General features: G+C 32.0%; 28 protein-coding genes. 6 read left to right on the top strand and 22 right to left on the bottom strand.

What is annotated here, in order from left to right:
* Positions 1-13: 13 nt before the first annotated feature.
* From mrdA to KAR88_RS03980, 12 genes are all read right to left on the bottom strand, one after another.
* Positions 14-1,849 (bottom strand): penicillin-binding protein 2, encoded by a 1,836-nt coding sequence (gene mrdA / locus KAR88_RS04035; protein ID WP_192801244.1) that lies wholly within the window; start codon positions 1,847-1,849, stop codon positions 14-16.
* Complete coding sequence (locus tag KAR88_RS04030) at positions 1,849-2,343, bottom strand: hypothetical protein (protein ID WP_002784250.1); 495 nt, start codon at positions 2,341-2,343, stop codon at positions 1,849-1,851. Before KAR88_RS04030 ends, mrdA begins: the two co-directional genes overlap by 1 nt.
* Before the next feature lies 1 nt (position 2,344).
* Positions 2,345-2,935: a ribosome biogenesis GTP-binding protein YihA/YsxC gene (yihA, locus tag KAR88_RS04025; protein WP_002781644.1), complete on the bottom strand. Its 591-nt coding sequence runs from the start codon at positions 2,933-2,935 to the stop codon at positions 2,345-2,347.
* Positions 2,932-3,363 carry a lipopolysaccharide transport periplasmic protein LptA gene (lptA, locus tag KAR88_RS04020; protein WP_002776390.1) on the bottom strand — a complete coding sequence of 144 codons (432 nt, stop codon included), beginning with the start codon at positions 3,361-3,363 and terminating at the stop codon, positions 2,932-2,934. The genes yihA and lptA overlap by 4 nt, the downstream gene beginning before the upstream one ends.
* Positions 3,364-3,374: 11 nt before the next feature.
* Positions 3,375-3,887 (bottom strand): hypothetical protein, encoded by a 513-nt coding sequence (locus KAR88_RS04015; RefSeq protein WP_002776388.1) that lies wholly within the window; start codon positions 3,885-3,887, stop codon positions 3,375-3,377.
* The gene (locus KAR88_RS04010; protein WP_002776387.1) at positions 3,878-4,366 is read right to left on the bottom strand and encodes an HAD-IIIA family hydrolase; all 489 of its coding nucleotides are present in this window, start codon (positions 4,364-4,366) and stop codon (positions 3,878-3,880) included. The genes KAR88_RS04015 and KAR88_RS04010 overlap by 10 nt, the downstream gene beginning before the upstream one ends.
* Before the next feature lie 3 nt (positions 4,367-4,369).
* Complete coding sequence (locus KAR88_RS04005) at positions 4,370-5,209, bottom strand: septal ring lytic transglycosylase RlpA family protein (protein ID WP_002776386.1); 840 nt, start codon at positions 5,207-5,209, stop codon at positions 4,370-4,372.
* A complete protein-coding gene (locus KAR88_RS04000; RefSeq protein WP_002776385.1) occupies positions 5,154-6,287 on the bottom strand; it encodes a lytic transglycosylase domain-containing protein in 1,134 nt (377 codons plus the stop codon). The genes KAR88_RS04005 and KAR88_RS04000 overlap by 56 nt, the downstream gene beginning before the upstream one ends.
* Positions 6,288-6,289: 2 nt before the next feature.
* Positions 6,290-7,102 (bottom strand): TatD family hydrolase, encoded by an 813-nt coding sequence (locus tag KAR88_RS03995; protein WP_002792206.1) that lies wholly within the window; start codon positions 7,100-7,102, stop codon positions 6,290-6,292.
* Positions 7,093-8,337 carry a diguanylate cyclase gene (locus KAR88_RS03990; protein ID WP_002781652.1) on the bottom strand — a complete coding sequence of 415 codons (1,245 nt, stop codon included), beginning with the start codon at positions 8,335-8,337 and terminating at the stop codon, positions 7,093-7,095. Before KAR88_RS03990 ends, KAR88_RS03995 begins: the two co-directional genes overlap by 10 nt.
* An 88-nt stretch (positions 8,338-8,425) precedes the next feature.
* Positions 8,426-9,949 carry an AAA family ATPase gene (locus KAR88_RS03985; RefSeq protein WP_002784256.1) on the bottom strand — a complete coding sequence of 508 codons (1,524 nt, stop codon included), beginning with the start codon at positions 9,947-9,949 and terminating at the stop codon, positions 8,426-8,428.
* Positions 9,949-10,809, bottom strand: coding sequence for an NAD(+) kinase (locus KAR88_RS03980; protein ID WP_002776381.1), 861 nt, complete (start codon positions 10,807-10,809; stop codon positions 9,949-9,951). The genes KAR88_RS03985 and KAR88_RS03980 overlap by 1 nt, the downstream gene beginning before the upstream one ends.
* A 92-nt stretch (positions 10,810-10,901) precedes the next feature.
* Between KAR88_RS03980 and aspS the strand changes: the two genes are divergently transcribed.
* The 4 genes from aspS to msrA are packed head-to-tail and all read left to right on the top strand — an operon-like array spanning position 10,902 to position 14,301.
* On the top strand, positions 10,902-12,653 hold the full coding sequence (aspS, locus tag KAR88_RS03975) for an aspartate--tRNA ligase (RefSeq protein ID WP_002784258.1): 1,752 nt from the start codon (positions 10,902-10,904) through the stop codon (positions 12,651-12,653).
* Positions 12,650-13,225 carry an adenylate kinase gene (locus tag KAR88_RS03970; RefSeq protein ID WP_002776379.1) on the top strand — a complete coding sequence of 192 codons (576 nt, stop codon included), beginning with the start codon at positions 12,650-12,652 and terminating at the stop codon, positions 13,223-13,225. Before aspS ends, KAR88_RS03970 begins: the two co-directional genes overlap by 4 nt.
* A 9-nt stretch (positions 13,226-13,234) precedes the next feature.
* Positions 13,235-13,753 carry an inorganic diphosphatase gene (ppa, locus tag KAR88_RS03965; protein ID WP_002776378.1) on the top strand — a complete coding sequence of 173 codons (519 nt, stop codon included), beginning with the start codon at positions 13,235-13,237 and terminating at the stop codon, positions 13,751-13,753.
* Positions 13,754-13,800: 47 nt separating this feature from the next.
* On the top strand, positions 13,801-14,301 hold the full coding sequence (msrA, locus tag KAR88_RS03960; protein ID WP_002776375.1) for a peptide-methionine (S)-S-oxide reductase MsrA: 501 nt from the start codon (positions 13,801-13,803) through the stop codon (positions 14,299-14,301).
* Positions 14,302-14,523: 222 nt separating this feature from the next.
* Here the strand turns inward: msrA and KAR88_RS03955 are convergent, their stop codons facing one another.
* The 5 genes from KAR88_RS03955 to ilvC are packed head-to-tail and all read right to left on the bottom strand — an operon-like array spanning position 14,524 to position 18,603.
* Complete coding sequence (locus tag KAR88_RS03955; RefSeq protein WP_002776374.1) at positions 14,524-15,399, bottom strand: RsmB/NOP family class I SAM-dependent RNA methyltransferase; 876 nt, start codon at positions 15,397-15,399, stop codon at positions 14,524-14,526.
* A complete protein-coding gene (gene ruvX / locus KAR88_RS03950; protein ID WP_002776373.1) occupies positions 15,389-15,769 on the bottom strand; it encodes a Holliday junction resolvase RuvX in 381 nt (126 codons plus the stop codon). The genes KAR88_RS03955 and ruvX overlap by 11 nt, the downstream gene beginning before the upstream one ends.
* Complete coding sequence (dprA, locus tag KAR88_RS03945; protein WP_002776372.1) at positions 15,766-16,536, bottom strand: DNA-processing protein DprA; 771 nt, start codon at positions 16,534-16,536, stop codon at positions 15,766-15,768. The genes ruvX and dprA overlap by 4 nt, the downstream gene beginning before the upstream one ends.
* Complete coding sequence (locus tag KAR88_RS03940) at positions 16,526-17,578, bottom strand: divergent polysaccharide deacetylase family protein (protein ID WP_002776371.1); 1,053 nt, start codon at positions 17,576-17,578, stop codon at positions 16,526-16,528. The genes dprA and KAR88_RS03940 overlap by 11 nt, the downstream gene beginning before the upstream one ends.
* A gap of 2 nt (positions 17,579-17,580) precedes the next feature.
* Positions 17,581-18,603 (bottom strand): ketol-acid reductoisomerase, encoded by a 1,023-nt coding sequence (ilvC, locus tag KAR88_RS03935; protein ID WP_002776360.1) that lies wholly within the window; start codon positions 18,601-18,603, stop codon positions 17,581-17,583.
* 122 nt (positions 18,604-18,725) lie between these two features.
* On the opposite strand from ilvC, the gene KAR88_RS03930 reads away from it, so the two are divergent.
* Positions 18,726-20,660 carry a ribonuclease R family protein gene (locus tag KAR88_RS03930; RefSeq protein WP_052777446.1) on the top strand — a complete coding sequence of 645 codons (1,935 nt, stop codon included), beginning with the start codon at positions 18,726-18,728 and terminating at the stop codon, positions 20,658-20,660.
* Positions 20,653-21,618 (top strand): DNA polymerase III subunit delta, encoded by a 966-nt coding sequence (locus tag KAR88_RS03925; protein ID WP_002776351.1) that lies wholly within the window; start codon positions 20,653-20,655, stop codon positions 21,616-21,618. Before KAR88_RS03930 ends, KAR88_RS03925 begins: the two co-directional genes overlap by 8 nt.
* Positions 21,619-21,725: 107 nt before the next feature.
* Here KAR88_RS03925 and hypA read toward each other — a convergent pair whose 3' ends face one another.
* The 5 genes from hypA to hypB are packed head-to-tail and all read right to left on the bottom strand — an operon-like array spanning position 21,726 to position 25,140.
* A complete protein-coding gene (hypA, locus tag KAR88_RS03920) occupies positions 21,726-22,070 on the bottom strand; it encodes a hydrogenase maturation nickel metallochaperone HypA (protein WP_002776349.1) in 345 nt (114 codons plus the stop codon).
* Positions 22,070-23,044 carry a hydrogenase expression/formation protein HypE gene (hypE, locus tag KAR88_RS03915; protein ID WP_002829761.1) on the bottom strand — a complete coding sequence of 325 codons (975 nt, stop codon included), beginning with the start codon at positions 23,042-23,044 and terminating at the stop codon, positions 22,070-22,072. Before hypE ends, hypA begins: the two co-directional genes overlap by 1 nt.
* A complete protein-coding gene (gene hypD, locus KAR88_RS03910) occupies positions 23,041-24,132 on the bottom strand; it encodes a hydrogenase formation protein HypD (RefSeq protein WP_002776343.1) in 1,092 nt (363 codons plus the stop codon). The genes hypE and hypD overlap by 4 nt, the downstream gene beginning before the upstream one ends.
* Positions 24,116-24,397, bottom strand: coding sequence for a HypC/HybG/HupF family hydrogenase formation chaperone (locus KAR88_RS03905; RefSeq protein WP_002796838.1), 282 nt, complete (start codon positions 24,395-24,397; stop codon positions 24,116-24,118). Before KAR88_RS03905 ends, hypD begins: the two co-directional genes overlap by 17 nt.
* Complete coding sequence (gene hypB, locus KAR88_RS03900) at positions 24,397-25,140, bottom strand: hydrogenase nickel incorporation protein HypB (protein ID WP_002793335.1); 744 nt, start codon at positions 25,138-25,140, stop codon at positions 24,397-24,399. Before hypB ends, KAR88_RS03905 begins: the two co-directional genes overlap by 1 nt.
* Positions 25,141-25,217 lie beyond the last annotated feature (77 nt).

Raw genomic sequence — 25,217 nt, 5'->3', positions numbered from 1 at the left:
AATAATATTTTTTCTAGTTCTTTTTTGGGCTATTAGCTTTATTTTCTGGTTTAAAATATCCAAGTTCTATCATTTTTTGATAGATCTTTGCTGTAGCAACACCTGAGCTTATCGTTCTTCCACCATGTTCTACTAAAACAGTAACCACATAACGCGGTTTAGAATAAGGTGCATAAGAAGTTACCCAAGCGTGCGATCTTGTATAATATCTAAGTTGCTTTTCATCAACCCTATTTTTATCAGCTTGAGAAAAACCCACCACCTGTGCAGTTCCTGTTTTAGCAGCAACTTTTACTTCTAAATTGCGCAAATAATGATAAGAAGTACCTCCTTGCTCATTAGCAACCGCATACATCGCATCTCTTATATAGGGGAGTTGACTTTTTTCAAAAAGGGTGAAAATTTCATTACTATCTTGCGCTTTATCTTCTGTGATAGTATTGTTATTTTCTACACTTTTTAGAAAGTGAGGTACAACTTCAGCACCTTTTGCAATTTGAGCTGTATATCTAGCAATCTGCATAGGTGTAGCCAAGAAATTTCCTTGCCCTATGGAAGTATTTAAGGTATCACCTTGAAACCAAGCTTGCTTATATCTTTGCATTTTCCATTCTCTACTTGGCAAAATTCCCACAAATTCATTAGGTAAATCCACACCGGTTTTAGCTCCAAAGCCTATGCGTGATAAAGTACGACTTATTTGATCTATACCCACTTGCAAACTTCCATCGTAAAAATAAACATCACAACTTGCTTTTATCGCATGTTTTAAATCTACAGCTCCATGCCCTGCTCTATTCCAACAACGAAAAAATCTCCCGCCAAGCTCTATACTACCATTACAAAAAAATTGGGTTGAGGGATTGATACTTTTTGAATTTAAAAAAGACAAACCAACACCCATTTTAACAACAGAACCTGGAGGATAATATCCATTGATAAGTTTATTTGTAAAAGGATGATCAAGATTATTAGAAAGCTCGTCCCATTCTTTATAAGAAATTCCGGTTACAAAAGGATTTAAATCGTATTCAGGAAAGCTTCCTGCTGCCAAAATAGAACCATCGCTAATATCCATAATAATAGCAGCACCCGCATTACCCTCAAAAAGTTGCGTTAAAAAGCTTTGAAGTTCTATATCTATGGTAAGTTCTATATCATTAGAAAGTGCCGAAGTATAGGAGAGTTGCTCCACTTCTTGATTTAAGGCATTAACCTTATAAATCTTAGTTCCTTTTTCTCCTTGCAAAACATCATTATAATAACGCTCTATCCCACTCTTTCCTGTAAAATTGGTAAGCTTTGAAATTTCATTTTCTTTAATATCTTGCAAATCTGCCTTGCCTACATAGCCTATGATATGCGAAGCTAGTTTTCCAAAAGGATATTTTCTTTGCACTGCAGCATCTATGCGTATGTTTTGATTTAAATTGAGTTCTGAATAATGCTTCATCATTTCTTGCGAAGGTATAAAGTCTATGATTTTAATAAAATCTTGATTATAATAAGAGTCATTCCTCTTATAAAATTCAGCAAGCTTAGTAGTGTTTAAATCAGGAAAAAATCCTTGAAGTTGATTTAATTCTTTTTCTAATACACCTCTATTTGCCCTTTTTAGAGTTAAATAAGGCTTAATAGAAATACTAAAACCCAAATCATTAATCGCCAAAGGAGTGCCATTGCGATCTAAAATTTGTCCGCGAGTTGGGACTATAAATTCAGTTTTTATAGCATTTTGTTTGGCAAGTTCTTCATAATACACATTTGATTTTATACTTAAATAATACACACGGCTTAATAAAAATATAAAAAACAATAATATAAAGCCAACAACCAAACGCATTCTCATTAGAACTTACTCCTATATAACATATAAGCAAACAAACACTCAAACATAATCGATATCATATAGCCAAAATTTGGCATTTTAAACTCTTGATCTCCTACATACGAAAAAATAGCATCTAAAATAAAAATAAAAGCATAAACACAAAGGACAAGTATGATAGGAATAATTTTTCCTATTTTTAAATTTGTTTTAATCCAATCTGCGCAAGTATAATAAAAAATAACAAAGGCAAGCCAAGAAGAAAAGAGAAAAAAATCATAAGTTATATCTGTAAAAAATAAAAAAAATAAAGAAAAATACCACCTAAAATCAAGTTTGTTAAAGGTTTTTTGCCTTTCTTCTAAAAGAAAATACATATAACAAAAAAATACACCGTAAAGCAAAGGCATATAAAGAAAAACAGAGCCTAAAATTTGATATAAGATACACAAAAAACCTAAAAAAACATAACTTCCATTCAGTTTTACCTTATAAGCACTGATAGTTTTTCTCATTTTATAAACCTAAAGTTTGCTTAATAACTTCATGTTCTAAATCATCAAGACCCATTTTGTTTAAATTGGATATTAAAATAGCGTCTTTGAAACTATTTTTAAGTTTAGCTTTTTCACTTTGATTGAGTTTATCGCATTTTGTAAACACTTTTAATACTCTTTGATCAGGTTTTAAAAAACTTTTTAAATACTTGTCCAAATTTAAATCAATATCCAAATTTGTATGTCTTGAATCAATTAAATGCACAAAAAGTTTAATCGAACTTCTTAATTTTAAAAACTCATCTAAATTTTTATTCCATATTTCTTTTAGATTTTTTGAAACTTTCGCATAACCAAAACCGGGTAAATCAATAAAATGGATACTAAATTTATCCTCATCCTTCTTACATAAAACTTCAAAAATATTAATCAATTGCGTTTTTCCAGGTGTAGCAGAACTCTTAGCAAGCTTTTTTTGCTTACATAAAGAATTAATTAAAGAACTTTTCCCCACATTTGATCTTCCTAAAAATGCCACTTCACTAAAATGGGATGCAAAATTTTTATCAAATTTGTCTAAAGAGGTGATAAATTTAGCACTTATTATCATTTTTGCTCTAAATCAAATATAAATCGAGCAGGCTTTTTATCCTTGCTTTCAACACGATAAACATTATTTCTCTTATCTACTATTATCCTATCACCATAAAGCTTTTGATTACTTTCAAGTTCATTAATAAAAGCATTTCCATCAATTTCATAAATATCTTTAGCCACATTATAAATAAATTTATCTCCACTCCCCTTATAAGTTTTTCCCTTTAAAACAATTTTAAAATTAGCATTTTGCACAGCTTCGTAACGCATAGGTTTGCGATTTTTATCTGTATATATAATCACTTTTTCAGCAGTTAAAATATCATCACCTCTTATGATTTCAACATTGCCACTGAGTATGCTTTCACCCTTATTTTCATCCGAATAAAAATTTAAGGCCTTAACCTCTATCTGGCTAGCTAAAGATATACTGATACTCATCAAAAATAAAATTATCTTTCTAACCACGCATTCACTCCTTGAACTTGTAAAATTTTCTTTTCTACATCGTAGTTTAAAGTATTTCCGTTAATAATGCTTCCATTTATCAAAGCTTTAAATCCTGTATTGGTGCTTAAAATTTTATTTTTAGGCGCATACTCTACTTTATCAGCAAAAATTTTTGTATTATTTAAACCTATGTAGGTAACATTGCCTTCAAGCAAAACCTTATCCATCTCCTTGCCTTTAAGTTCCAATTTATTTGCACTTAAATTAAAATCCAAATTAAAATTGACAAAATTATCAAACTCATCTTTGTCTGTATAACGCGCCCAAGATTGCGCTTTATAGTATGATTTTACATTGCTTGCATTAAGCTCGTAAGCATTTAAATCGGAAGCTTCGATATTTTTAAAATTTAAAGCATAGGATTTAATATTTAAAGAATAAGGATCTTGCAAACTTAAAATTGTAAAAGTAATAGTAAAAAGAGCGATCAAAATTCCAAAAATTCTTATAGCCAAAGCTTATCCCATTCCTCTTGCATATCATTTTTCTTTATAATATACTCTATCATTTGAGCCACAGCTGCTTTTCCGCCTTTTTTATCAAGTGTGATATCAACTTTTAAATCCCTATGTGCATCCTTAGGCTTAAAACTAAGGCCAACATTTTCAAGTAAATTTTTATCGTTAAAATAATCCCCTATAGCCGCACATTGAGAAAAATCTAAATTCAGCTCTTCTAAAATTTTTTTAGCACAAGTTAATTTATCTTTAACACCCTGATGTACAATTTCTATTTTCAAATCCTTAGCACGAGCACTCACACAAGGACAATTTCTTCCAGTGATAATAGCAATTTTTTTACCCAGCTTAATCCAAGCTTCTATAGCTGCACCATCTTTAACATCAAATTCTTTAATCACACTTCCATTGGAAGTGTAGATGATTTTACCATCTGTAAGACAACCATCTACATCTAAAAATATCAATTCTATCATTTTTTACTCACGCACAACAAAAGCACCAGCAAATGCACCACTTGCTGCAAAATCTCTTGCCTCTTCTTCACTTCTAAATCCTGTCAAGAAAACGCGACTCAAGCCATCAACCGAACTTTTGCGTATGGTTGAAGAATAGGTTCTATAAGTTTTATATCTAGATGCTATAGTTTGAGCTCCTGATGGATTTTTAAACGCTCCAATTTGCACCATAAAATTTCCACCTTCATAAATTTGACCATTATTTGCAATTCCGCCACTAGCTCCATAATTTATATTTGAATGAACGACATTATTACCTGAATTAGCCGAACCAAAACCTATAACCTCAAGTCTCACAGGAGCTGTTCCTGCAGCAATCATATCGATTTGACTTGCAGCACCCTTAGAAAGATCTATAATTCTGTTATTTACAAAAGGACCCCTATCGTTAACACGCACGGTAACTTGGCGGTTATTGTTTAGGTTAGTTACCTTTAAAATGGTATTCATAGGTAAAGTTTTGTGAGCTGCGGTTAAACCATTTTGATTATAAGTTTCACCATTAGAAGTTTTTTTACCATGAAAGCCCGGTCCATACCAACTTGCTATACCATCTGCTGTTTCACCCACTGATACAACAGTTGGATAATAAGTTTTACCATTTATAGTATAAGGTTTCATAGTCCCTTTACTTCCGGATCCTGAAGGACTACTATGAAAATCATTACTTGGATAATATATTTGTGCTGAACCTACGCTAGAAAAAAGACCTCCGAAGCATCCGCTAGAAAAAGTTGCAACTAAACTAGCGGCTAACAACTTGGGTAAAGTTTTCTTTAGCTTTTGTTTTATAGTTTGCATTTTTATTCTCCTTAATAGGTATGATTAATTTTTGATTGATACTTAAGTGATTTTTGGCAATTTTATTTAATTCTCGAATTTGCTCTACGCTAGTATTATATTTTTTAGCGATTTTATATAAAGAATCGCCTGATTTTACAACATAAATTTTAGTCATAGGTATGGTTGTATCTACTTTTGCAAGCTTTTCAACTTTAAAATTTTTATCAAAAAAAGCTACTTTATTTAAAGGAATATACATATAATACCCCTTACCTGGAGGAGTAAAACCATGTTTAAAATGTGGATTATATTTTTTAAAAGTTGCCAAATCCATATTTAAATTTTTAGCCAAATCTTTTAATGCGACCGAAGAAGGAGCATCAACCTTTGCAAAATCGTTATTTAAAGCATAATTAACCAAAGCTCCATCTTTATCAAGTAAAAAATCCCTATCATTAGCCAAGAAAGCTAAAGTTAAAATTTTGCGTATAAAATTTCTAGTTTCTAAAGAAAGATATTTTTTATCAGGATCGATTAATACTCTTAAATCATCACTTCCTGCTTGCTTTATTGCTTGACGCAATTTCCCATTTCCACAATTATAAGCTAAAAGTGCTAAATACCATTTCCCAAATTCTTCTTTTAAGCTTTTTAGATAATGAACCGCGGCATATGTAGATTTTACAGGATCGCGTCTTTCATCAACATAAGCATCAATCCTAAGTCCTAAATTTCTTGCCGTGGGTTGCATAAATTGCCACACACCTACTGCCTTAGCATTAGAAACGCTATGCGCTTTTAATCCTGATTCTACCATAGCTAGATATAAAATTTCTTCAGGAACTTCTTGTTGTGCTAGAATTTTTCTTATCATAGGAGTAACTTTTGAGAAATTTTGTATACCATCAATCAAAGTCGGAGCATGCTTTGATCTTAAATCCTGCTGACTTTGCACAAAAGCTAAATCACTGATAAAACTTGGATCAATGTCTAAATTTCTTAAAACACTCATTTGTCTTTCATAAAATTCAGGAGTGGTAGTTTGTGCAAAAAGAAAGTTATAAAATAAAATAAAACAAAATATAATTTTTTTCATATTTAACCTTTAAAAAATAATCTGTAAGAATTTTCCAAGCAAATCCTTAAAAGCTCTTGCTTTGGTAAATCAAGAATTTCACTCATTTTATTGGCTACAAATTGAGTCAATAAAGGCTCATTCCTTTTACCACGATAAGGCTCTGGAGTAAGATAGGGAGCATCGGTTTCTAGCAACAATCTATCTTTTGGAATTTGTGGTAAAATATTTACTAAATTCTTAGCATTTTTAAATGTTAAAACACCACCGATTCCAAAATAAAATCCATCATCACTAAGACGCAATAAATGTTCGCTTGCGTTAAAACAATGCAAAACCCCTCCAACAAGATCTTTAGAATGCTCGTGTAAAATTTCATAAGTATCGTTATTTGCTTCGCGAGAATGGATAATAACAGGCTTTTTAAATTCTTTAGCTAGCTCAAGTTGAGCTACAAAAAGCCTTTTTTGCTCCTCTTTTTCTTTTTCTCTCTCTTTTAAATCTTCACTTTTAAAACGAAAATAATCAAGTCCACATTCACCTACGGCCACGCATTTTTCGTCTTGCAAATATGCTCTTAAAATTTTCTCATCAAAACCTTCTAGCTCATAAGGATGCACACCTGCGGCAAAAAATACATTTTCATATTTGCTAGCAAGTTCTGCTGCATAAGGTAAATCTTTAATATCTGCACCTGGTATGATGATTTTTTCTATACCATTATCAAATGAATGCTTTAAAAGCTCATCTAAATCCTCTTTAAATACTTCACTATCTAAATGACAATGAGTATCGATGATCTTTAGACCATCTTTAAATTCAAGATTTAAGAACATACTTCTACTCTATCTTTACCATTAGCCTTAGCTTGCGAAAGTGCTTTTGAAGCTTTATCGACTAAGATTTCAAATTTATCTCCACTCTTAGCAAAAACTACCCCTATAGAAGCAGTAAAAAAGACTTCATCTAAATTGACTAAAATTCCAACTTTTTTTATATTGACTCGAATACGAGAAAGAATTTTAATCGCCCTTTCTTGCGAAATATTCTTTAATACTATGCAAATTTTTTCAGCACTATATCTACCCACAATATCACGCCCTTTGGTTTCATTAACAATCTCATCAGCGCAAATTTTAATAATTTTATCCCCTACTTCATAGCCGTATTCTTCGTTTAAATTTCTTAAATTATCTATATCTAAGAATGCAAAAGCAAATTCTTCTTCTTTGCTTACAATTTCATTTAAATAATCTTCAACGCAACTCAATAAAGCATTGGAATTTTTTATCCCGGAAATAGGATCAAGATTGTTATAAATGCTTAAAAACTGCATATTGGCCATATAATGAAGACATTTATCCAAGCGACAATTTAAACTTTCTTTACTTAAGGGTTTTACCAAATACTCATTAGCTCCACTTACAAGCAAACTAGCCTCTAAAGCATCATCTTTATCACCTAAAATAATTACACCCAATTCATCATCACTAAAACGCGCTCTTACTTCGCTTAAAAGCTCACTTCCGCTAATAACAGGCATGTTCGCATCAGCGATAATAAGCTTCACATCGCTATTGTCATTTAAATAACTCATCGCTTCCTCACCATGAGCAGCGGCCAAAACATTAAATTTTCTTTGTGTGAGAATTTTTTTTATTTCATTACGTTCAGGAAGTTTACTTAGGGCTAAGATAACCTTAGTCTTAGCATAACGCTCAAGCTTGACAATAGAATCTATAATCTGATCTATACAGGTATCGCTTTCTTTAAAGATATAATCTAAAATATCTTTATCCATAAATTTATCTCTTGTAGCTTTATCGTTGCTCGCGGTTAATACAATAACAGGCCAATTTTTTGCCAAAACATAATCCACCACTTCCCCATTAGGTGCATCAGGCAAGCATAAATCTGCAAAAGTTAAAAAATACTCATCATTGGGCAATGCCTTAACTTCAGCAAGGCTAAAAACAATATCAACTTCATGATTTAAAGTAGTTTGTATCTTTTTAGCTAAAAGCTTTCCAAGCATTTTATTATCATCGATCAGCAAAATTTTTTTATTCATAATCTATAAAAATACCTTTTTTAAAACTAAATCTTTATAATAAAATTAAAAAAATCCCAATTCTAACACAAACAAATAAAAATTCCGCTTAAGCTTTAAACAAAGTTTTAGCAAATTCCAAAGCTTCATCTGTAATAGTCTCGCCACTTATCATTCTTGCTAATTCTTTAATTCTCTCTTTATCTTTAAGTTTTTTAACCGTGCTACAAGAAGCATTTTTTTCAACCAAAAAATGATTATGAGCTTTTGAAGAAAGCTGCGGTAAGTGAGATATAGCAAAAATTTGATAAAAAGCAGAAAGCTCATTTAAAACATTGGCTATACTCATCGCTTCTTTGCCACTTAAATTAGCATCAATCTCATCTAAAAATATTATCCCTGTGCCTGAATTTAAAATTCTACACTCAGTCGCGATAAAAGCAAGTCTTAAACGATTAAGCTCACCTGAACTTAAATTTTTTAAATTTGCAGCATTGATACTTAATTTGATCTCATCTTTTCCCAAAGAAGTGATTTTTGAAGTATCTACTAATTCCAAACTTACATTTTTCATATAAAGGTTTTTTAGATAATCGTTTAAAAAATCCTCTAAAGTTTTTAAATTTTGCATACGAGCTTGAGTTAATAACTGAGTACTTTGATTGATTTTCTTTTCGATTTTTTCTAGTTTTTTTTCAAGTTCTTTTTTTTCAAAGCTTAAATTATCATAATGAGCGAGTTCATTTTTTTTATTTTCCAATACCTCTAAAGCATTTTCTATACTCTCATAACGCTTGATTAAAGAGGATAAATCCTCGATTCTATTGAGTACTTCTTCTATATCAAAATCCAAATCTTCGATTTTTTCATTTTCAGCTATGATGCGAAGTTCGTTTAAACATTCACTAAAAAAACTCGTATCTTTTTCGCTAAGATTTAAAGCATCAATAACTACTTTTTCTAATTCAAAAATAGCACTTGCCTTTTCCCAAGCTGCTTCTATTTTGTCTTTTTTTGATAATTTCTTTTTAAGATTTAAAAGCTCTTCGTATTCTCCGACTTTAGGATTGATTTTAGAAATTCTTTCAATCTGCGTGCTTGCTAATTCTTTAAGCTCTTCAATCCTTTTTTCTTCTTCTAAAATTGTAGTCAATTCTTCTGAAATTTGAAGCCATTGTTTATAATCATCTTTAAAATGAGATAAAAAATCTTCAAATTCAGGATTTTTCGCACATTCTAAAGCATCTAAGAGATTTAAAAATTTCTCATTGCTAAATTCATTGATTTCTTTAGCACTTAGATATTTAATAAATTTTTTACTCAAATGAATCAAACTTTTTTTTGAAATACTTTGATTATTGATGAAATATTTTGTATTTTTATCCTTTAAAAGCTTAAAAACATTTTCCTCTTCACCTTCTATGCCGTATTCTTCTAAATCTATCTTATCATCAAGCTCAATCTCAACAAGCTTTGCCTCACTCTCGCTTAATGCAAAAGCAGACAATATACCCTTAAAGAGTACAGACTTTCCCGCCCCGCTTAAACCCGTAAAGACTGTAAGTCCCTGAGAAATTTCAAGCTCAACCTCTTTAAAGCCAAGATTTTCTTTCATCAAAACTCTATTTATCATCAATGTCCCCAATTTAATTTTTCTCTTAATATTTGAAAATAATCTCGATTTTTAGGATGTATAAGTGCCACACTTTTATCACTAAGCCCCACTTTAACGCTTTTAAAATCATTCATTTTATAATTTTCTTGTCCATCTATACTAAAAATACAATCTTTTGCGCCTATTTCAAGATCAAAGCCCTTAGGCAGTACTATAGGGCGTTGGGTTAAAGAATGCGAACAAACGGGCGTAAGTATAAAAGCTTGCGCTAAAGTATAAACTATAGGCCCATTTGCACTTAAATTGTATGCTGTAGAACCTGCTGGAGTGGCTACTATAAGACCATCTCCAAAATATTCGTTAAATTTTTTAGCTTTGCGAAATACCTCTATATGCGCCATAGAAGCTTTTCTATCCTTGCTGATCACTACATCATTAAAAGCAAATTTTTGCATGATTTGACCATCATTACTTTCTAAAATAATACTCAATAAAAAAGGATTTTCTACCCTAAATTCTCCCCTGAAAAAAGCTTCAAAAAAAACTTCAGCTTCATCCACCTTAAAATCTGTTAAAAATCCTAAATGACCCGCATGAATTCCTAAAACCGCTTTATTATACTCGCAAGCTTTTCGGCATAAAGAAATCAAAGTTCCATCACCACCCAAAGAAATTACAAAATCTGAAAGCTCAAACAATGTATCAAGGTCGTATTTTGGTAATTTTACAATTTCAGAACTTTCCTTATAGAGCAAAAGCTCCACACCTTTTTTTTCTAAAATTTCTTTTAGAATCAAAATTTCCTTGTCTAAATTTGAATTAGGACGCGCCGCAAGTCCGATTTTTTTAATGTTTTTATAATCTATTTTATTTTGCATAAAAAATTATAACAAATCTTAGCTAAGCAAAAGAATAAAAATATTATAATTTTAACTTATATGTTAAAAAAATTAATTTTCAAGGAAAAATTTTGCGAAGTCATTACAATACAGACTTAAATTCTACCCACATAGGCGAAGTGGTTAAACTTTGCGGCTGGGTTAATAGCTACCGAGATCATGGCGGCGTAATTTTTATTGATTTAAGAGATCGTAGTGGTATTATCCAACTTGTATGCGATCCAAATGATAGCAAAGAAGCTCATGAAATAGCCTCTCGCACAAGAAATGAATTTGTTTTAATAGCCGAAGGAAAAATTCGACCCCGAGGAGAAGGACTTACAAATCCTAAATTAAAAACCGGTGAAATTGAAGTAGTAGTAAGCAAGCTCATTATCGAAAATGAAAGTGCTGTCCCTCCTTTTGGCATAGGTGATGAAAGTGTAAATGAAGAATTACGCCTTAAGTACCGCTTTTTAGATTTAAGAAATCCTAAGCTTTATGAAAATTTTGCTCTACGCTCCAAAGCTTGTATAGCTGCTAGAAATTCTTTAGCAAATATGGGATTTTTAGAAGTTGAAACCCCTATCTTAACCAAAGCCACTCCAGAAGGAGCAAGAGATTATCTTGTACCATCACGCGTACATCAAGGAGAATTTTATGCTCTTCCTCAAAGCCCACAACTTTTCAAACAACTTTTAATGTGTAGCGGCTTTGATCGTTATTTTCAAATCGCTAAATGCTTTAGAGATGAAGATTTAAGAGCAGATCGTCAGCCTGAATTTACACAAATTGATGTTGAAATGAGTTTTTGCGAGCAAAAAGATGTGATTGCTACGGCTGAAACCTTTTTAAAAGATATTTTTAAAGCTTGTGGTAAAGAAATTCAAATCCCTTTTAGACAAATGCCTTACAAAGAGGCTATGGAAAACTACGGAAGTGATAAGCCTGATTTGCGTTTTGATTTAAAACTGATCGATGTTATAGATATCTTTGCAAAGTCAAATAATGAAATTTTTGCAAATATTGCCAAAGATAGCAAAAAAAATCGTGTCAAAGCTTTACGCGTTCCAAAGGGTGATACTATCTTTTCAAAAAGACAAATGCAAAGATTTGAAGAATTTGTACGCAAATTTGGAGCTCAAGGCTTAGCCTTTATACAAGTTAAAGAAGATGGGCTTAAAGGTCCACTTTGCAAATTTTTTAACGAAGAGGATTTAAACGAACTTATTAAGCGTTGTGAACTTGAAGTAGGCGATGTGGTATTTTTTGGCGCAGGGGTTAAAAAAACTGTGCTTGATTATATGGGAAGGTTTAGAATTTTCCTAGCTGGAGAACTTAATTTAATCAACCCTGATGCTTTGGAATTTTTATGGGTAGTTGATTTTCCTATGTTTGAACAAAATGATGATGGAAGTTATTCTGCAATGCACCACCCTTTCACTATGCCAAAAAATATCGATGAGGCCGACTTAGAAGAAATATCATCTATCGCTTATGATGTTGTACTTAATGGCGTTGAACTGGGTGGTGGTAGTATAAGAATTCATAAAAATGATATCCAGCAAAAAGTTTTTAAATTACTCAATATCGATGAAGAACAGCAAAAAGAAAAATTTGGATTTTTACTTGATGCTCTAAGTTTTGGCGCTCCACCACATGGAGGTATTGCTATAGGGCTTGATAGACTTATCATGCTAGTAACAGGAGCAAATAGCATAAGAGAAGTTATAGCATTCCCAAAAACTCAAAGAGCACAATGCTTGATGACGGATGCTCCTTCAGCTGCTAGCAATGAAACCATGAGAGAATTAGGAATCAAATTAAGGGAGAATATAAAATGAAAGAATTATTTTTAATTATAGGTGCACCAGGAAGCGGAAAAACTACAGATGCTAGTTTGATTGCACAAGCTGATGCGGATGTTACTCATTATTCTACAGGAGATCTTTTAAGAGCGGAAGTAGCAAGCGGAAGTGAACTTGGCAAAACCATAGATGGTTTTATTTCTAAGGGAAATTTAGTTCCATTAGATGTAGTTATAAATACTATAGTTTCAGCGCTAAAAGCTGCTCCTACAAAAACAGTTATTATCGATGGCTATCCAAGAAGTGTGGAGCAAATGGTAGAATTTGATAAAGTTTTAAGCGAGCAAAATGAAATTTGTCTAAAAGGCGTAATCGAAGTAAGAGTGAGTGAACAAGTAGCTAAAGATCGCGTTTTAGGAAGAAGTCGTGGCGCAGATGACAACGAAGAAGTGTTTTATAATAGAATGAAAGTGTATACCGAGCCACTAGAAGAAATCATTTCTTTTTACCAAAAGAAAAAACTTCATTTCATTATCGATGGAGAACGCACTATCGAACCTATCGTTGCTGATATGAAAGAGTTGATTAAAAAAATTCAAAGTATATAAGGATAAAAAATGGACTTAAGCAAAATCAAAATCGGAGATATTCCAAACAAAATCAATGCTGTAATTGAAATTCCATACGGCTCAAGTATTAAATACGAAATCGATAAAGATAGCGGTGCGATCATGGTGGATCGCGTTATGGCTAGCGCGATGTTTTATCCAGCAAATTATGGTTTTATCGCAAATACCTTAGCTGATGATGGCGATCCTGTGGATATCTTAGTCTTAAATGAATACCCTATCCAAGCAGGCGCAGTTATTCCATGTCGTTTAATCGGTGTTTTAATCATGGAAGATGAAAGTGGAATGGATGAAAAACTTCTTGCTGTGCCAAATTCTAAAATCGACGCAAGATATGACAATATCAAAACCTATACTGATTTACCACAAGCAACTCTAAATAAAATCAAAAATTTCTTTGAAACTTATAAAATCTTAGAACCTAACAAATGGGTAAAAGTGCAAGATTTCAAAGATGAAAAAGCTGCTGTTGAAATTTTAGAAAAAGCGATTAAAAACTACAAATAAATTCTTTATTTAGCCTTTTATAGGCTAAATCTTTAAGGAAATTCTTTATGAAAAATATCATTTTAGGTGGTGGATGTTTTTGGTGTGTAGAAGCTGCTTTTGAAAATTTTGAAGGCATTATACACACTGAAGTAGGCTACACAGGTGGAAATGACAATCCTAGCTATGAAAGTGTTTGCAATGGCGATGGCAATATAGAAGTGGTTAAAATCATTTACAATGAAGCCAAAATTTCCTTAGAACAAATCTTAAGCTTATTTTTTAAAATTCATGATCCAACTAGCTTTGACAAACAAGGAGCTGATATAGGAATTCAATATCGTTCGGCAATTTTTTATGAAAACCAAAGCGATAAAAATACCATAGAAGATTTTATAAAAAAAGAACAAGTTAATTTTTCACTTCCGATTGTCACACAAATTTATAAACTTCAAAAATATTACAAAGCAGAAGATTATCATCAGCATTATTTTATACACAATCCCAATCAAAGCTATTGTCGTTTTGTTATAGCACCTAAACTAGAAAAAATTAGAAATTACGAGTGAAATTATCTTTTTAAGTTTTAAAAAATTTATTTTTTATTCACAGGCTTTTCACGATGTGATTTTCTTTTCAAAGCCCTAAAAATAGGACTTTAAGTTTTAAATTTTCCAAAAAAACATTTATTGTTTTTTAAGTTTTTTTGTGAATTTACTTGAAGATGTGAATAATTTTAATATATAATGAAATTTTAGCTTCTATGCGAACTTAGCCTTAAAGAATTAAAATCAATTTTTCCTTAATTTAGTGATAAAAAATCCGTCGTATTCTTCACAAGGTAAAATGCGTTTACATTTAGAAATCGCTTCAAATTCGCTACTTTGCCCATTTTTTGCCAAAGCATTTTCTAAATTTATATCCAAAAGCTCTATATCAAAATCACTTTTTAAAGCATTTTCTATCACTTCTTCATTTTCCTCTTTGGTAAAAGTGCAAGTACTATAAACAAGCTCTCCGCCTACTTTTAAAGCCTTGAGTGCAGAATGTAAAAGTTTTTTTTGAAGTTTAGCTATGTTTTTAATCTCTTTAGAACTTTTTTCTAATTCTAAACCCATTTTTGCTAAAGTAGAACAAGGTGCATCAAGTAAAATTTTATCAAATTTTAAAGGGCATAAATTTCCTATATTTTTACCATCTTTCATAAAAACTCGAGCTTTTACTCCATAATTTTTCAAATTCTTTTGCAAGGTAAAAAACCTATCTTTACTTGCTTCATTGCAAGCTAGATAACCTTCATTTTGCATAAAATTAGCAAGATTGATACTTTTTCCACCAGGTGCTGCACACATATCTAAAACACTCTGCCCTGCCTTTACATCCAAATTTAAAGCGCACAAATAAGAAGCATAATTTTGTATATAAAATTTAAATTCATTAAAAGCTTGCATAGAGCTTAAAATACTTTTATCACAAGCCTTAAAAAGATAGCAGTACTCATTAAGCTTTTTATACTCTAAATTCAAATCTTGAAATTCTCTTTCAAGTGTTAAATTATCACATTTTAGGCGATTTATAAAACAGCATATTTTTTTGGGCAATTTAAAAGAATTTTTAAGATTTTCAAGTTCTTTATCATTATAAATACTGGCTAGATTATATTCCAAAATAATCCTTTATCATGATTAAAGCTGCTAAAGAGTCTAGCTTGGCATCTTTTTTGCGTGTATTAGCCACACCATATCCTAAAGCTTCTTTACTTGTTCCGCTTTCATCTACAAAGCGAATTTCTTTATCGAATTCAAGCAAAGATACAAAATGCTTGATACGCCTTGTCATTTCTTCTTCGCTCGATCCTCCCTTAGGAATACCTACAATCAATAAAGAAATATCATGAATTTGAAGTAAATTTTTAACTTCATTTGCAGCTTGGTTGCGGTTTTTTCTGATTATACCTTCTAAAGGAATGGCGATTTTATCTATACAAAGCGCCACGCCTATACGCTTTAAACCCACATCTAAGGCCAAAGCTCTCATACCAAAACCCTTATAAAAAGACCTTCTATGGAAATTTTTCCTTCAAGCTCGTACTCATAGACTTTTTCTCTATAAATTTGAGTTGCCTCATCCACGCTTACGCCCTGTCTACAAAAGTCTAAAAATTCATCCTTTTCTTCTTCTATAACCCCAAAACAACTTGCAAATTCTTTAAAATCTAAAAGCAAATTCGCATTTTTTTCTTGTAAGAGTAAATTTGTCCCATCGCTTTCATTTTTGCGTTGGGGTAAAACATATAAAGGTTTATTAAGCTCCAAAGCAAGTCTTGCACTTTGCATGGAGCCGCTTTGCAAATCTGCTTGCGCAACAACAACGGCTTCACTCAAAGCGACAATCAGCCTATTTCTAAGTAAAAAATCATAAGGCTTAGGCTTATAGTAGGATTCGTTTTCGCTTAAAGCCAAAGCATTTTCATAAATTTGTTTTATAATTTTTTCATTGCTTCTAGGATAAATTTCATCAAGACCATTGGCAAAAACCCCTATAGTGTTTGGCATAGCCGCCATACTTGCACTGATATCAACACCCAAAGCACCTCCGCTTACAACACTTATCTTTGAATTTTTAAGCAAATTTGAAAGCTCAAAAACGCAATTTTTAGTGTAAGTGCTCATACGCCTAGAGCCTATAATGGCTATCTTTCTTTGTTCTAAGAGTTTTAAATTTCCTTTATAATAAAGTTTTTTAGGAGGATTTTTCAACTCTTTAAAAAGCTCTAGATAAGCGCTTGGTAGTTCACTTTGCATAAATCTCACTTAAATACACCAACTCAACACTTTTAAGCAAATCTTTGCTTTGCTCTAAGGCTTTAAAAGTATTTTTTCTAGGATGTCCTATAGCTATCGCAAAGCCTTTTTGCTTAGCAAGCCTTACCGCTTCTATGAGTTGATTTTTGATATAAGCAACATCATCGCGATTGTCTAAAAACACATCTCTTTGTATATAAATTTGCCCCAAAGCCTTAGCCACTTTAGGCGCTTTAGAGCTTGCTATGGTTTTAGAATCTACAAAAATCAATTCTTCTTTTTCAAAGGCTTTATAAAGTTTTTTCATTGCTTTTTCATCACTTGTAAATAAGCTTCCTGTATGATTGTTGATAAATTTTAAATCTTTAAAATCTTTTTTCACTTGTTGTATTTTTTTAAAAATACGCTTTTCACTATCGCTTGGATTTAAGGTATCAAGCTCAGGCTTAGTATAATTCATCGCCGCTAAAGGCAAATGCACCATATAAAAATCAAATTTTAGAGCAAGTTTTGGGGTATCGATATGATTTTTATCGGGTGGAAAAAATGAAGGGATAAGTTTGAGTTTTAATGCCTGTAAAGCCCTAACTTGACTTATGTTCGCCATATCATCTATAATGATAGCAAGGCGGGCTTGTTTTGTTTTACTTAAATTCATATCTTTTGTAAGATTTTCTTCCTTGCTTAAATTTTGTTCTACTACAAGGCTTAAATTTTCATCTATTTTGCTTAAATTTCCATCTATAATACTACTTAAATTTAAATCTTTTATTTGCTCTTCTAAAATGCTTTGATTGTTTTCTTGAAAATTATCATTTTCGTCTTTATAAGGAATTTCTTTAAAAATACCCAAATGATTTTCATTGGATATATTTTCTTGCTTGGGTTCTATTGTTATATTTTTACTAGAATTTTGAGCGAATTTTAATGCATTTTGAGAATCTTGATATTGAATCAAAATTCCCAAAAATAAAATCACGCATATTAAAAAAAGTATAGCGATGATTAAATAACGCTTGATTTGAATCAGTTTTTTTGACAATTTTAGTTCTTATCTTTATCGATTAATTTTTTAGCACTAATCCAAGGCATCATTGCGCGTAAATTGCGGCCTGTTTGCTCGATTAAAGAATTGTTCATATTTTTGCGTTCTGCATGCATTCTTGCAAAACCTGCACGGCGTTCTAAAATAAAATCTTTAGCAAAATTTCCATCTTGTATATCTTTTAAAACGCCCTTCATAGCTTTTTTAGTTTCTTCAGTGATAATTTTTGGTCCTGTGATATAATCGCCATATTCTGCAGTGTTTGAAATAGAATAACGCATATCTGCAATTCCACCTTGATAGATCAAATCTACGATAAGTTTTATCTCATGTAAACACTCAAAATAAGCCATTTCAGGCTCATATCCTGCTTCAACTAAAGTTTCAAATCCTGCTTGGATCAAAGCACTAAGCCCACCACAAAGCACAGCTTGCTCACCAAAAAGATCTGTTTCTGTTTCGGCTTTAAAGGTTGTTTCTATAATACCTGTACGTCCACCCCCGATCGCACTTGCATAGCTTAAAGCTAAATTTTTAGCATTTTTGCTCTCATCTTGATGAATCGCTATTAAACAAGGAGTTCCACCACCTATAGCAAATTCATTTCTTACTGTATGCCCAGGTGCTTTTGGGGCTATCATGATTACATCTATACCTCTAGGAGCTACGATTTGACCATAATGTATATTAAAACCATGTGCAAAAGCTATAGCCTTGCCTTCACTTAAATTTGGTTTTATTTCCGCATTGAAAATATCAGCTTGAATTTCATCCGGAGCTAAAATCATAATCACATCTGCTACTTTCGAAGCTTCGCTTACGCTCATCACTTCAAAACCTGCACTTTTTGCTTTAGAAAAACTTGCCCCATCTTCACGAAGCCCGATGACAACATTAACCCCATTGTCTCTTAAATTCATAGCATGGGCATGTCCTTGAGATCCAAAGCCTATAATTGCCACTTTTTTTGATTTAATCAAACTTAAATCACAGTCTTTGTCATAATAAACTGTAACAGCCATTATTTTACTCCTTAATAAATTCAAAATTAAAGATCTTATTATAACAATAAAGTTTTAAATTTCATATTTTTTTTATAAACTTTATGCAAGAATTCTCAAGAAAATTTACATAAAGTAAAGCAGTGAAAGAATTTTTAAACAATCTTAATTACGGCATAAGTGCTCATGAAGTTAGCAATGAATTTAAACAAATTCTAAGAGAGCTTCTAGCTAATAACATCATCAAAGAACACAAAAATAGATACTATCTTAATAATGGCTATGTTTTTGGAACCCTTGATATTTCGAGCAAGGGCACAGGATTTTTACAGTGTTTTGATGAGAGTTTTAAAAAAGATTTGCTTATAGAAAATAAAAATTTAAAAGGAGCAAATTACAAAGATATCGTTGCTGCTAAATTACTCCCCTTAAAGAAAAAACGCCCTAGTGCTAAAGTGGTTTTGGTTTTAAAAAGAGCTAATGAAACCTCACTTGTTATCACCAAAAGATACGGCGAAGCAGTTCTTGGAATGAATATCAAAACAGGATTAAGCACCACCTTAAAAGCTTCTCAAAAATCCTTAAAAGCACTACCTTTAGGGACAATTTTAAAAATAGAAAATGAAAATAACAATATCATAGAAGTTTTAGGACATATCGATGATGAAAGCGTAGATGAAAAAATCTCCTTAGCTCTTTTTAATAAAAATAACGAATTTAGCGACGCTTGCATCAAAGAAGCTCTAGCAAACGGCGATAGCGTTGATGCAAGCATGTATAAAAATCGCATGGATTTAAGAGCCTTGCCTTTTTGCACCATAGATCCTATACATGCAAAAGATTTTGATGATGCGATTTATTTTGACACTCAAAAACGAGAAATTTATGTAGCTATTGCTGATGTTAGCGAATATGTTCATGCTTATAGCGCTATAGATAAAGAAGCAAGAAATCGTGGATTTTCTATTTATTTTCCACATATTGCTATACCTATGCTACCTCGTCCTTTGAGTGAAAATATCTGTTCTTTAAAGCCTCATTTAGATCGCTTAGTGTATTGTTTTAAAATCACACTCGATCATGAAAATAAAGTCATAAAAGAAGAACTTTTTGAAGGTATTATCAACTCAAAACGCCGTTTTAATTATGATGAAGTTGATGAAATTTTGATACAAAAACCTGATTTAAAAGAGCTTTCATGGCTTTATGAGCTTTTTGAAATCACAAAAAATTTACGCAAAATGCGTCTTAAAAATGCCTTTGAATTTCGCACCGAAGAATTAAGAATGAATCTAGATGAAAACTTAAGTCTAAAAAGCACAGTTTTTGAAAAAGACACGCCTTCGCATAATTTGATCGAAGATTGTATGCTTTTAGCCAATAAAGCCGCAGCAAAACTCATCGATGTAGGTGTTTTTAGAAATCACTCTAGTGCAGATATGAAAAAGATAGATAGACTTTTAAATGAACTTTTAGAGCTTGGAATCGATGTAAAACTAAAACCTAACCTGCCTGAGCTTATACGCGATATACAAGCTTTAGCCGATGAGCTTGGCTTAAGAGCGGAAGTGGATAAACTCATCATTAAAGCTCAAAAAAAGGCAGAGTATTCTAGCGAAAACGGGGGGCATTTTGGTTTAGGTTTTGACAAATACTCACATTTTACAAGTCCTATACGCAGGTATTCTGATCTTATCTTACATAGACTTTTAAAAGCTAAACAAAAAAAAGATGAAAAACTTTTTAATTACCTACTTTTAAATATACAAAGCACTTGCGAAAACCTTAGCGTGCTTGAAAGAGAGGCTGATAAAGTCGCTTATGATTTTATGGATAGAAAATTTGCGAGATGGGCAGCTAAAAATATAGGCAAAAAATTTAAAGCCCTAGTAGTGCAAAATGATGGAATTTGTATAGCAAAACTTGATGATGAGATCAAAGGAGCTGATATCATCCTTTATGATACGCGGGTAAATTTACTAGAAAGCGTAGAAGTGCAAATTTTAGAAGCTGACATCATCATGGCAAAAATTTATGCAAAAATCACCCAAAGACTTAGAAAGGAAAGTAATGTATAGAAAAGAACTTCAAAATTTACTTTCCAAAAATCAAATTGATAATTTTTTCTTTCTTTATGGAGCTGATAATTTTCAAAGTGAGCTTTATGCTGATTTTATCAAGGAAAAATACCAAGCGGATGAAATTTTAAAATTATTTTTTGAAGAATACAGCTTTACTCGTGCAAGTGATTTTCTAAGCGGAGGTTCGCTTTTTAGCGAAAAAAAGCTTTTAGAAATCAAAACTTCTAAAAAAATTCCCACAAAAGAACTTAAAGTTTTAGTTGAGCTTTGTAAAAACAATAAAGACAATTTCTTACTTTTAGAACTTTACGATGAAAGCTCTAAACAAAGCGATATAGAAAAAATCTTTTCTCCTAATTTTGTGCGTTTTTTCAAGGCCAATAACGCAAGAGAAGGGATAGAGCTTTTAAGCATAAAAGCAAAACAACTCCATATAGAAATCACTCAAAATGCTTTATTTACCCTTTTTACAAGCTTTGATGAGAATTTGTATCTTGCTGCTAGCGAGCTTAATAAATTCAGCGGCTTAAGAGTGGATGAAAAAACCATAGAGCAATATTGTTATAGCTTAAACATAGGAAGTTTTGAAAGCTTCTTTGAAAAGATTTTAAAAAGAGCCGATTTTAAAAATGAGCTTGAGAAGATTTTGGATAATTTTAATGAAATTGCTTTGATTAACTCTTTAAGTTCTGCCTTTTACCGTCTTTTTAAAATTGCTCTTTATGCTAAAATTTATGGGAAAGTGGATTTTAAAGAACTCTTAGGTTATACTCCTCCGCCTCAAGTAGCACAAAATTTAAACGAACAAGCTTTTAGCTTAAAAATCAAACATTATAAAGAAATTTTTAACCTTTTGCTTAAAAGTGAATACGAACTTAAAACCAATTCCAAACTTGCTAAAAAAGAATTTCTAATCGCCACTTTGCTAAAGCTTGCAAGGATTATAAAAAGTTAGATTATTGACAATCTCATTTCTTATTTTGCTCTTTAAATTTCTTGTAAAATTTCCCTAAAATTCTTTATTTAAGAGATTATCGTTTTGCAAAAAATCAATTTTTTGATTCACTCCATCACAAGTCGCATAAGGTGTAAATCCTCACCTTGTGTGATTTTGTATTCTATACTTTGACATTTAGGACACTTAAAAACATTTTCTTCTAAAATGCTTGTTTGATCACATTTTAAGCATAAAATTTCAAGTGGGGCAAGTTCTATAAAAAGTTTAGCATTTTTACAAATATTTGAGTTTTCTTTAAAAGTTTCAAAACAACGCTTAAAAAGATCCACTTCTATACCGCTTAAACGCCCAATTTTTACATAAATTTCTTGTACATTGCAAGCCTTATTGTTTAAGGCATTTTCTTCACAAAGTTCGATTAAAGATTCTACTATACTTAATTCGTGCATTAGCAAATTCTTGGTAAAAGTTCGCCTTTAGGGCTTTCTAAAAAGCGTTTTGCCCCATAAGCGTTTTGTAAGATCACGCGTGCTTTTTTCTCTTCTAAAACTTCTCCTATAATACTCGCATTTACATTGTATTTTTTTAGAATTTCTAAGGCTTTTAACTCATCTTCTTTTTCCACGCACAGTATGAAAGTGCCTTCATTTGCAAGCTCATAAGCTTCATAACCAAAAAGCTCGCAAAGTCCTAAAACCTCATCTTGAACGATGATTTTTTCTTCAAAGATCAAAAGATCATTTCCGCTTTGCTTTGCCCACTCATTTAAAACCGCACTAAGCCCCCCACGAGTAGCATCTCTCATTGCTACAACCTTTATATCTTTTTCTAAAAGCTCTAAAACCTCTTTATCCAAAGCCTTACAATCACTTTTAACATCAGCTTCTAACTCATTTCTTTTGATTAAAACACTGGCTCCATGCCTTCCTATATCGCCTGAAAGAAGTATGCTAAGCCCTGCTTTGATATTTTTACTCTCTTTTTTAGCGATGATTTCACCTAAAGCAGTAGTGTTGATATAAATTTCATCTGCTTTGCCCTTAGGAACAACTTTAGTATCGCCACAAACTAACATAACTCCACATTTTTCACATTCTTCTTTAATGCTTTTTACAATGCGTTCTAATTTTTCTAGCTCAAAACCCTCTTCTAAAATAAGTCCTAGGCTAAGGTACTTTGGTTTTGCCCCTACCATTAAAACATCATTAACAGAACCGCAAACGCAAAGCTTACCTATATTTACCTCATCATCTAAAAAGATAGGACTTAAGACAAAAGAATCTGTGCTTAAAGCCAAATTTCCCAAAATCGCTGCATCATTATTTGCGTTTAAAATTTCATTATCAAAGATCTCAAAAAGCTTAGTTAAAAGCTCATTCATCTCTTCTCCACCGCCTCCGTGGGCTAAGGAAATATTTTTCATGCATTCACCTTTGAGTATTTATAATACGCCGCACAAGCACCCTCGCCAGAAACCATACAACTTCCTATAGGACTTCTTGGCGTACAAGCCTTGCCAAAAACTTTACAATCATAAGGCTTGGCCAAACCTCTTAAAATTTGCCCACAAATACAGGCTTTGCTTTCATTTTTACTTTGCACCGTACAATCAAATTTTTTACTCGCATCGTAAGCGCTAAATTCTTCTTTTAACTCCAAGCCTCCATCTTTAATAAGTCCTAAGCCACGAAATTCAAAATCACACACCCTAAAGTATTTTTTTACTAAATTTTGTGCTTTAACATTGCCTTCTTTGCTTACGGCTCTTTTGTATTGATTATACACTTTAAAAGTGCCTTCATTGCTTTGTTTTATGATATTTAACACACTTTCTAAAATATCAACTGGCTCAAAACCACTCACCGCTATAGGGGTTTTAAATTTTGCTGCTAAAGGCTCATAAATACCATAACCTGTTATCACACTCACATGAGAAGGACCTAAAAAAGCATTGATTTTTACATTTTCATCATTCATGATCGCTTCTACAGGTGCTGGAACTGTGATATGATTGATATGAAAAAAGACATTATTTATTTTTTCTTCTATAACCTTTTGAAGAAGTAAAGCACTCATAGGCGTAGTAGTTTCAAAACCTATAGCAAAAAAGATGATATTTTTGTTTAAATTTTGCTTAGCAATTTCCAAAACCTCAAGCGGAGAATAAAGCGCTCTAACATCAGCCCCTTTAGCTCTTAAATCCAGTAAAGAAATTTCACTTCCAGGCACCCTTAAAAGATCCCCTAAAGTACAAAAAATCGTATCTTTCATGGAGGCTAACTTGATAGCTGTATCAATGCGAACTCTTGGCATAACACAAACAGGACATCCTGGCCCATGGATAAAGTTAATTTCCTTTGGCAAAATAGAAGGCAAAGCATATTTCATGATACTATGCGTATGCCCACCGCAAATTTCCATGATATTAATAGGATTTTTAAGTTCTTGTTCTATGAGTTTTTTTAAAGCTAAAATGCTTTCTTTATCTCTAAATTCATCGATAAAATTCATTTAAACCCAAATCTCCTTCATCACTTTTTATCTCTCCACTATTCATTTTTTCTACTATTTCTTGATAGGTTTTAATGCTTTCTAGTGCAGCTTCTTTGTCGATTTTTTCCATAGCAACGCCTACATGGATTAATACATAATCGCCTTGTTTTAAAGGTTCATCAATCAAATCCAAATTAACTTTTCTTTTCACGCCTAAAGTTTGTACTAAAGCATTGTTTAACTCATCGATTTCTAAAATTTCAGAAGGTATAGACAAACACATTAAAAAAGCTCCTTTTTAAGTTTAAGCACCTTATACCAAAGCTCCATATTGGTGCCATTTTTTGCATCAAGGGTGATAATATCTGCTCTAGGATTTAATTCTTTAATCAACCTAGTCGCCTCTTTAACATCAAAATCAAAATGATGAGCTAAATCTGCCTTTGTGATTAAAACTATATCAGCCTTTTTAAACATCACAGGATATTTTTGCGGTTTATCGCTTCCTTCGGTAACAGAAAGCAAAACCACATTTAAATGCTCTCCTAAATCATAACTTGCAGGACAGACTAAATTTCCAACATTTTCTATAAAAAGCAAATCCACATCATCAATGGCTAAATGATGCAAAGCCTCATGCACCATAAAAGCATCCAAATGACAGCTTTGCCCTGTAGTGATTTGATATGCCAAAGCTCCGGCATTTTTTACCCTTAGAGCGTCATTATTGGTTTCTAAATCCCCTTCAATCACAGCAATTTTAAGTTCATTTTTCAAAGCCTTAATCGTGCTTTCTAAAAGCGTAGTTTTTCCACTACCTGGAGAACTCATTAAATTGATACAAAGCGTGTTAGCTTCATTAAAATGCGCTCTATTGTGCTTAGCTTCTTCATCATTTTTGCTTAAAATTTTAGAAATCACTTCTATGGTTTTGCTTTCTTTTAAACTTGGATTTTCATGATGGTGGTCGTGATGATGACCATGCGTATGGCTTGAATTTATAGAGCAGCCGCAATCTTTACACATTTTCTTTCCTTATATATTTTTTGTTTCATTTTAACCTTAAAAGCATTAAAAAATTATGAGTTTTTAGAATATTTGCT

Origin of the sequence: Campylobacter sp. JH23, assembly GCF_017846595.1 — a bacterium.
In the GTDB taxonomy this organism is placed as follows: Bacteria; Campylobacterota; Campylobacteria; order Campylobacterales; family Campylobacteraceae; genus Campylobacter_D; species Campylobacter_D coli.
This window is presented reverse-complemented; position numbering and strand designations above follow the sequence as displayed.

Excerpts from the sequence above, each read along its gene's own strand:
- mrdA (WP_192801244.1), bottom strand. The coding sequence starts at position 1,849 with ATGAGAATGCGTTTGGTTGTTGGCTTTATATTATTGTTTTTTATATTT.
- KAR88_RS04030 (WP_002784250.1), bottom strand. The coding sequence starts at position 2,343 with ATGAGAAAAACTATCAGTGCTTATAAGGTAAAACTGAATGGAAGTTAT.
- yihA (WP_002781644.1), bottom strand. The coding sequence starts at position 2,935 with ATGATAATAAGTGCTAAATTTATCACCTCTTTAGACAAATTTGATAAA.
- lptA (WP_002776390.1), bottom strand. The coding sequence starts at position 3,363 with ATGAGTATCAGTATATCTTTAGCTAGCCAGATAGAGGTTAAGGCCTTA.
- KAR88_RS04010 (WP_002776387.1), bottom strand. The coding sequence starts at position 4,366 with ATGATAGAATTGATATTTTTAGATGTAGATGGTTGTCTTACAGATGGT.
- KAR88_RS04005 (WP_002776386.1), bottom strand. The coding sequence starts at position 5,209 with ATGCAAACTATAAAACAAAAGCTAAAGAAAACTTTACCCAAGTTGTTA.
- KAR88_RS04000 (WP_002776385.1), bottom strand. The coding sequence starts at position 6,287 with ATGAAAAAAATTATATTTTGTTTTATTTTATTTTATAACTTTCTTTTT.
- KAR88_RS03995 (WP_002792206.1), bottom strand. The coding sequence starts at position 7,102 with ATGTTCTTAAATCTTGAATTTAAAGATGGTCTAAAGATCATCGATACT.
- KAR88_RS03990 (WP_002781652.1), bottom strand. The coding sequence starts at position 8,337 with ATGAATAAAAAAATTTTGCTGATCGATGATAATAAAATGCTTGGAAAG.
- KAR88_RS03985 (WP_002784256.1), bottom strand. The coding sequence starts at position 9,949 with ATGATAAATAGAGTTTTGATGAAAGAAAATCTTGGCTTTAAAGAGGTT.
- KAR88_RS03980 (WP_002776381.1), bottom strand. The coding sequence starts at position 10,809 with ATGCAAAATAAAATAGATTATAAAAACATTAAAAAAATCGGACTTGCG.
- KAR88_RS03970 (WP_002776379.1), top strand. The coding sequence starts at position 12,650 with ATGAAAGAATTATTTTTAATTATAGGTGCACCAGGAAGCGGAAAAACT.
- ppa (WP_002776378.1), top strand. The coding sequence starts at position 13,235 with ATGGACTTAAGCAAAATCAAAATCGGAGATATTCCAAACAAAATCAAT.
- msrA (WP_002776375.1), top strand. The coding sequence starts at position 13,801 with ATGAAAAATATCATTTTAGGTGGTGGATGTTTTTGGTGTGTAGAAGCT.
- ruvX (WP_002776373.1), bottom strand. The coding sequence starts at position 15,769 with ATGAGAGCTTTGGCCTTAGATGTGGGTTTAAAGCGTATAGGCGTGGCG.
- dprA (WP_002776372.1), bottom strand. The coding sequence starts at position 16,536 with ATGCAAAGTGAACTACCAAGCGCTTATCTAGAGCTTTTTAAAGAGTTG.
- ilvC (WP_002776360.1), bottom strand. The coding sequence starts at position 18,603 with ATGGCTGTTACAGTTTATTATGACAAAGACTGTGATTTAAGTTTGATT.
- KAR88_RS03925 (WP_002776351.1), top strand. The coding sequence starts at position 20,653 with ATGTATAGAAAAGAACTTCAAAATTTACTTTCCAAAAATCAAATTGAT.
- hypA (WP_002776349.1), bottom strand. The coding sequence starts at position 22,070 with ATGCACGAATTAAGTATAGTAGAATCTTTAATCGAACTTTGTGAAGAA.
- hypE (WP_002829761.1), bottom strand. The coding sequence starts at position 23,044 with ATGAAAAATATTTCCTTAGCCCACGGAGGCGGTGGAGAAGAGATGAAT.
- hypD (WP_002776343.1), bottom strand. The coding sequence starts at position 24,132 with ATGAATTTTATCGATGAATTTAGAGATAAAGAAAGCATTTTAGCTTTA.
- KAR88_RS03905 (WP_002796838.1), bottom strand. The coding sequence starts at position 24,397 with ATGTGTTTGTCTATACCTTCTGAAATTTTAGAAATCGATGAGTTAAAC.
- hypB (WP_002793335.1), bottom strand. The coding sequence starts at position 25,140 with ATGTGTAAAGATTGCGGCTGCTCTATAAATTCAAGCCATACGCATGGT.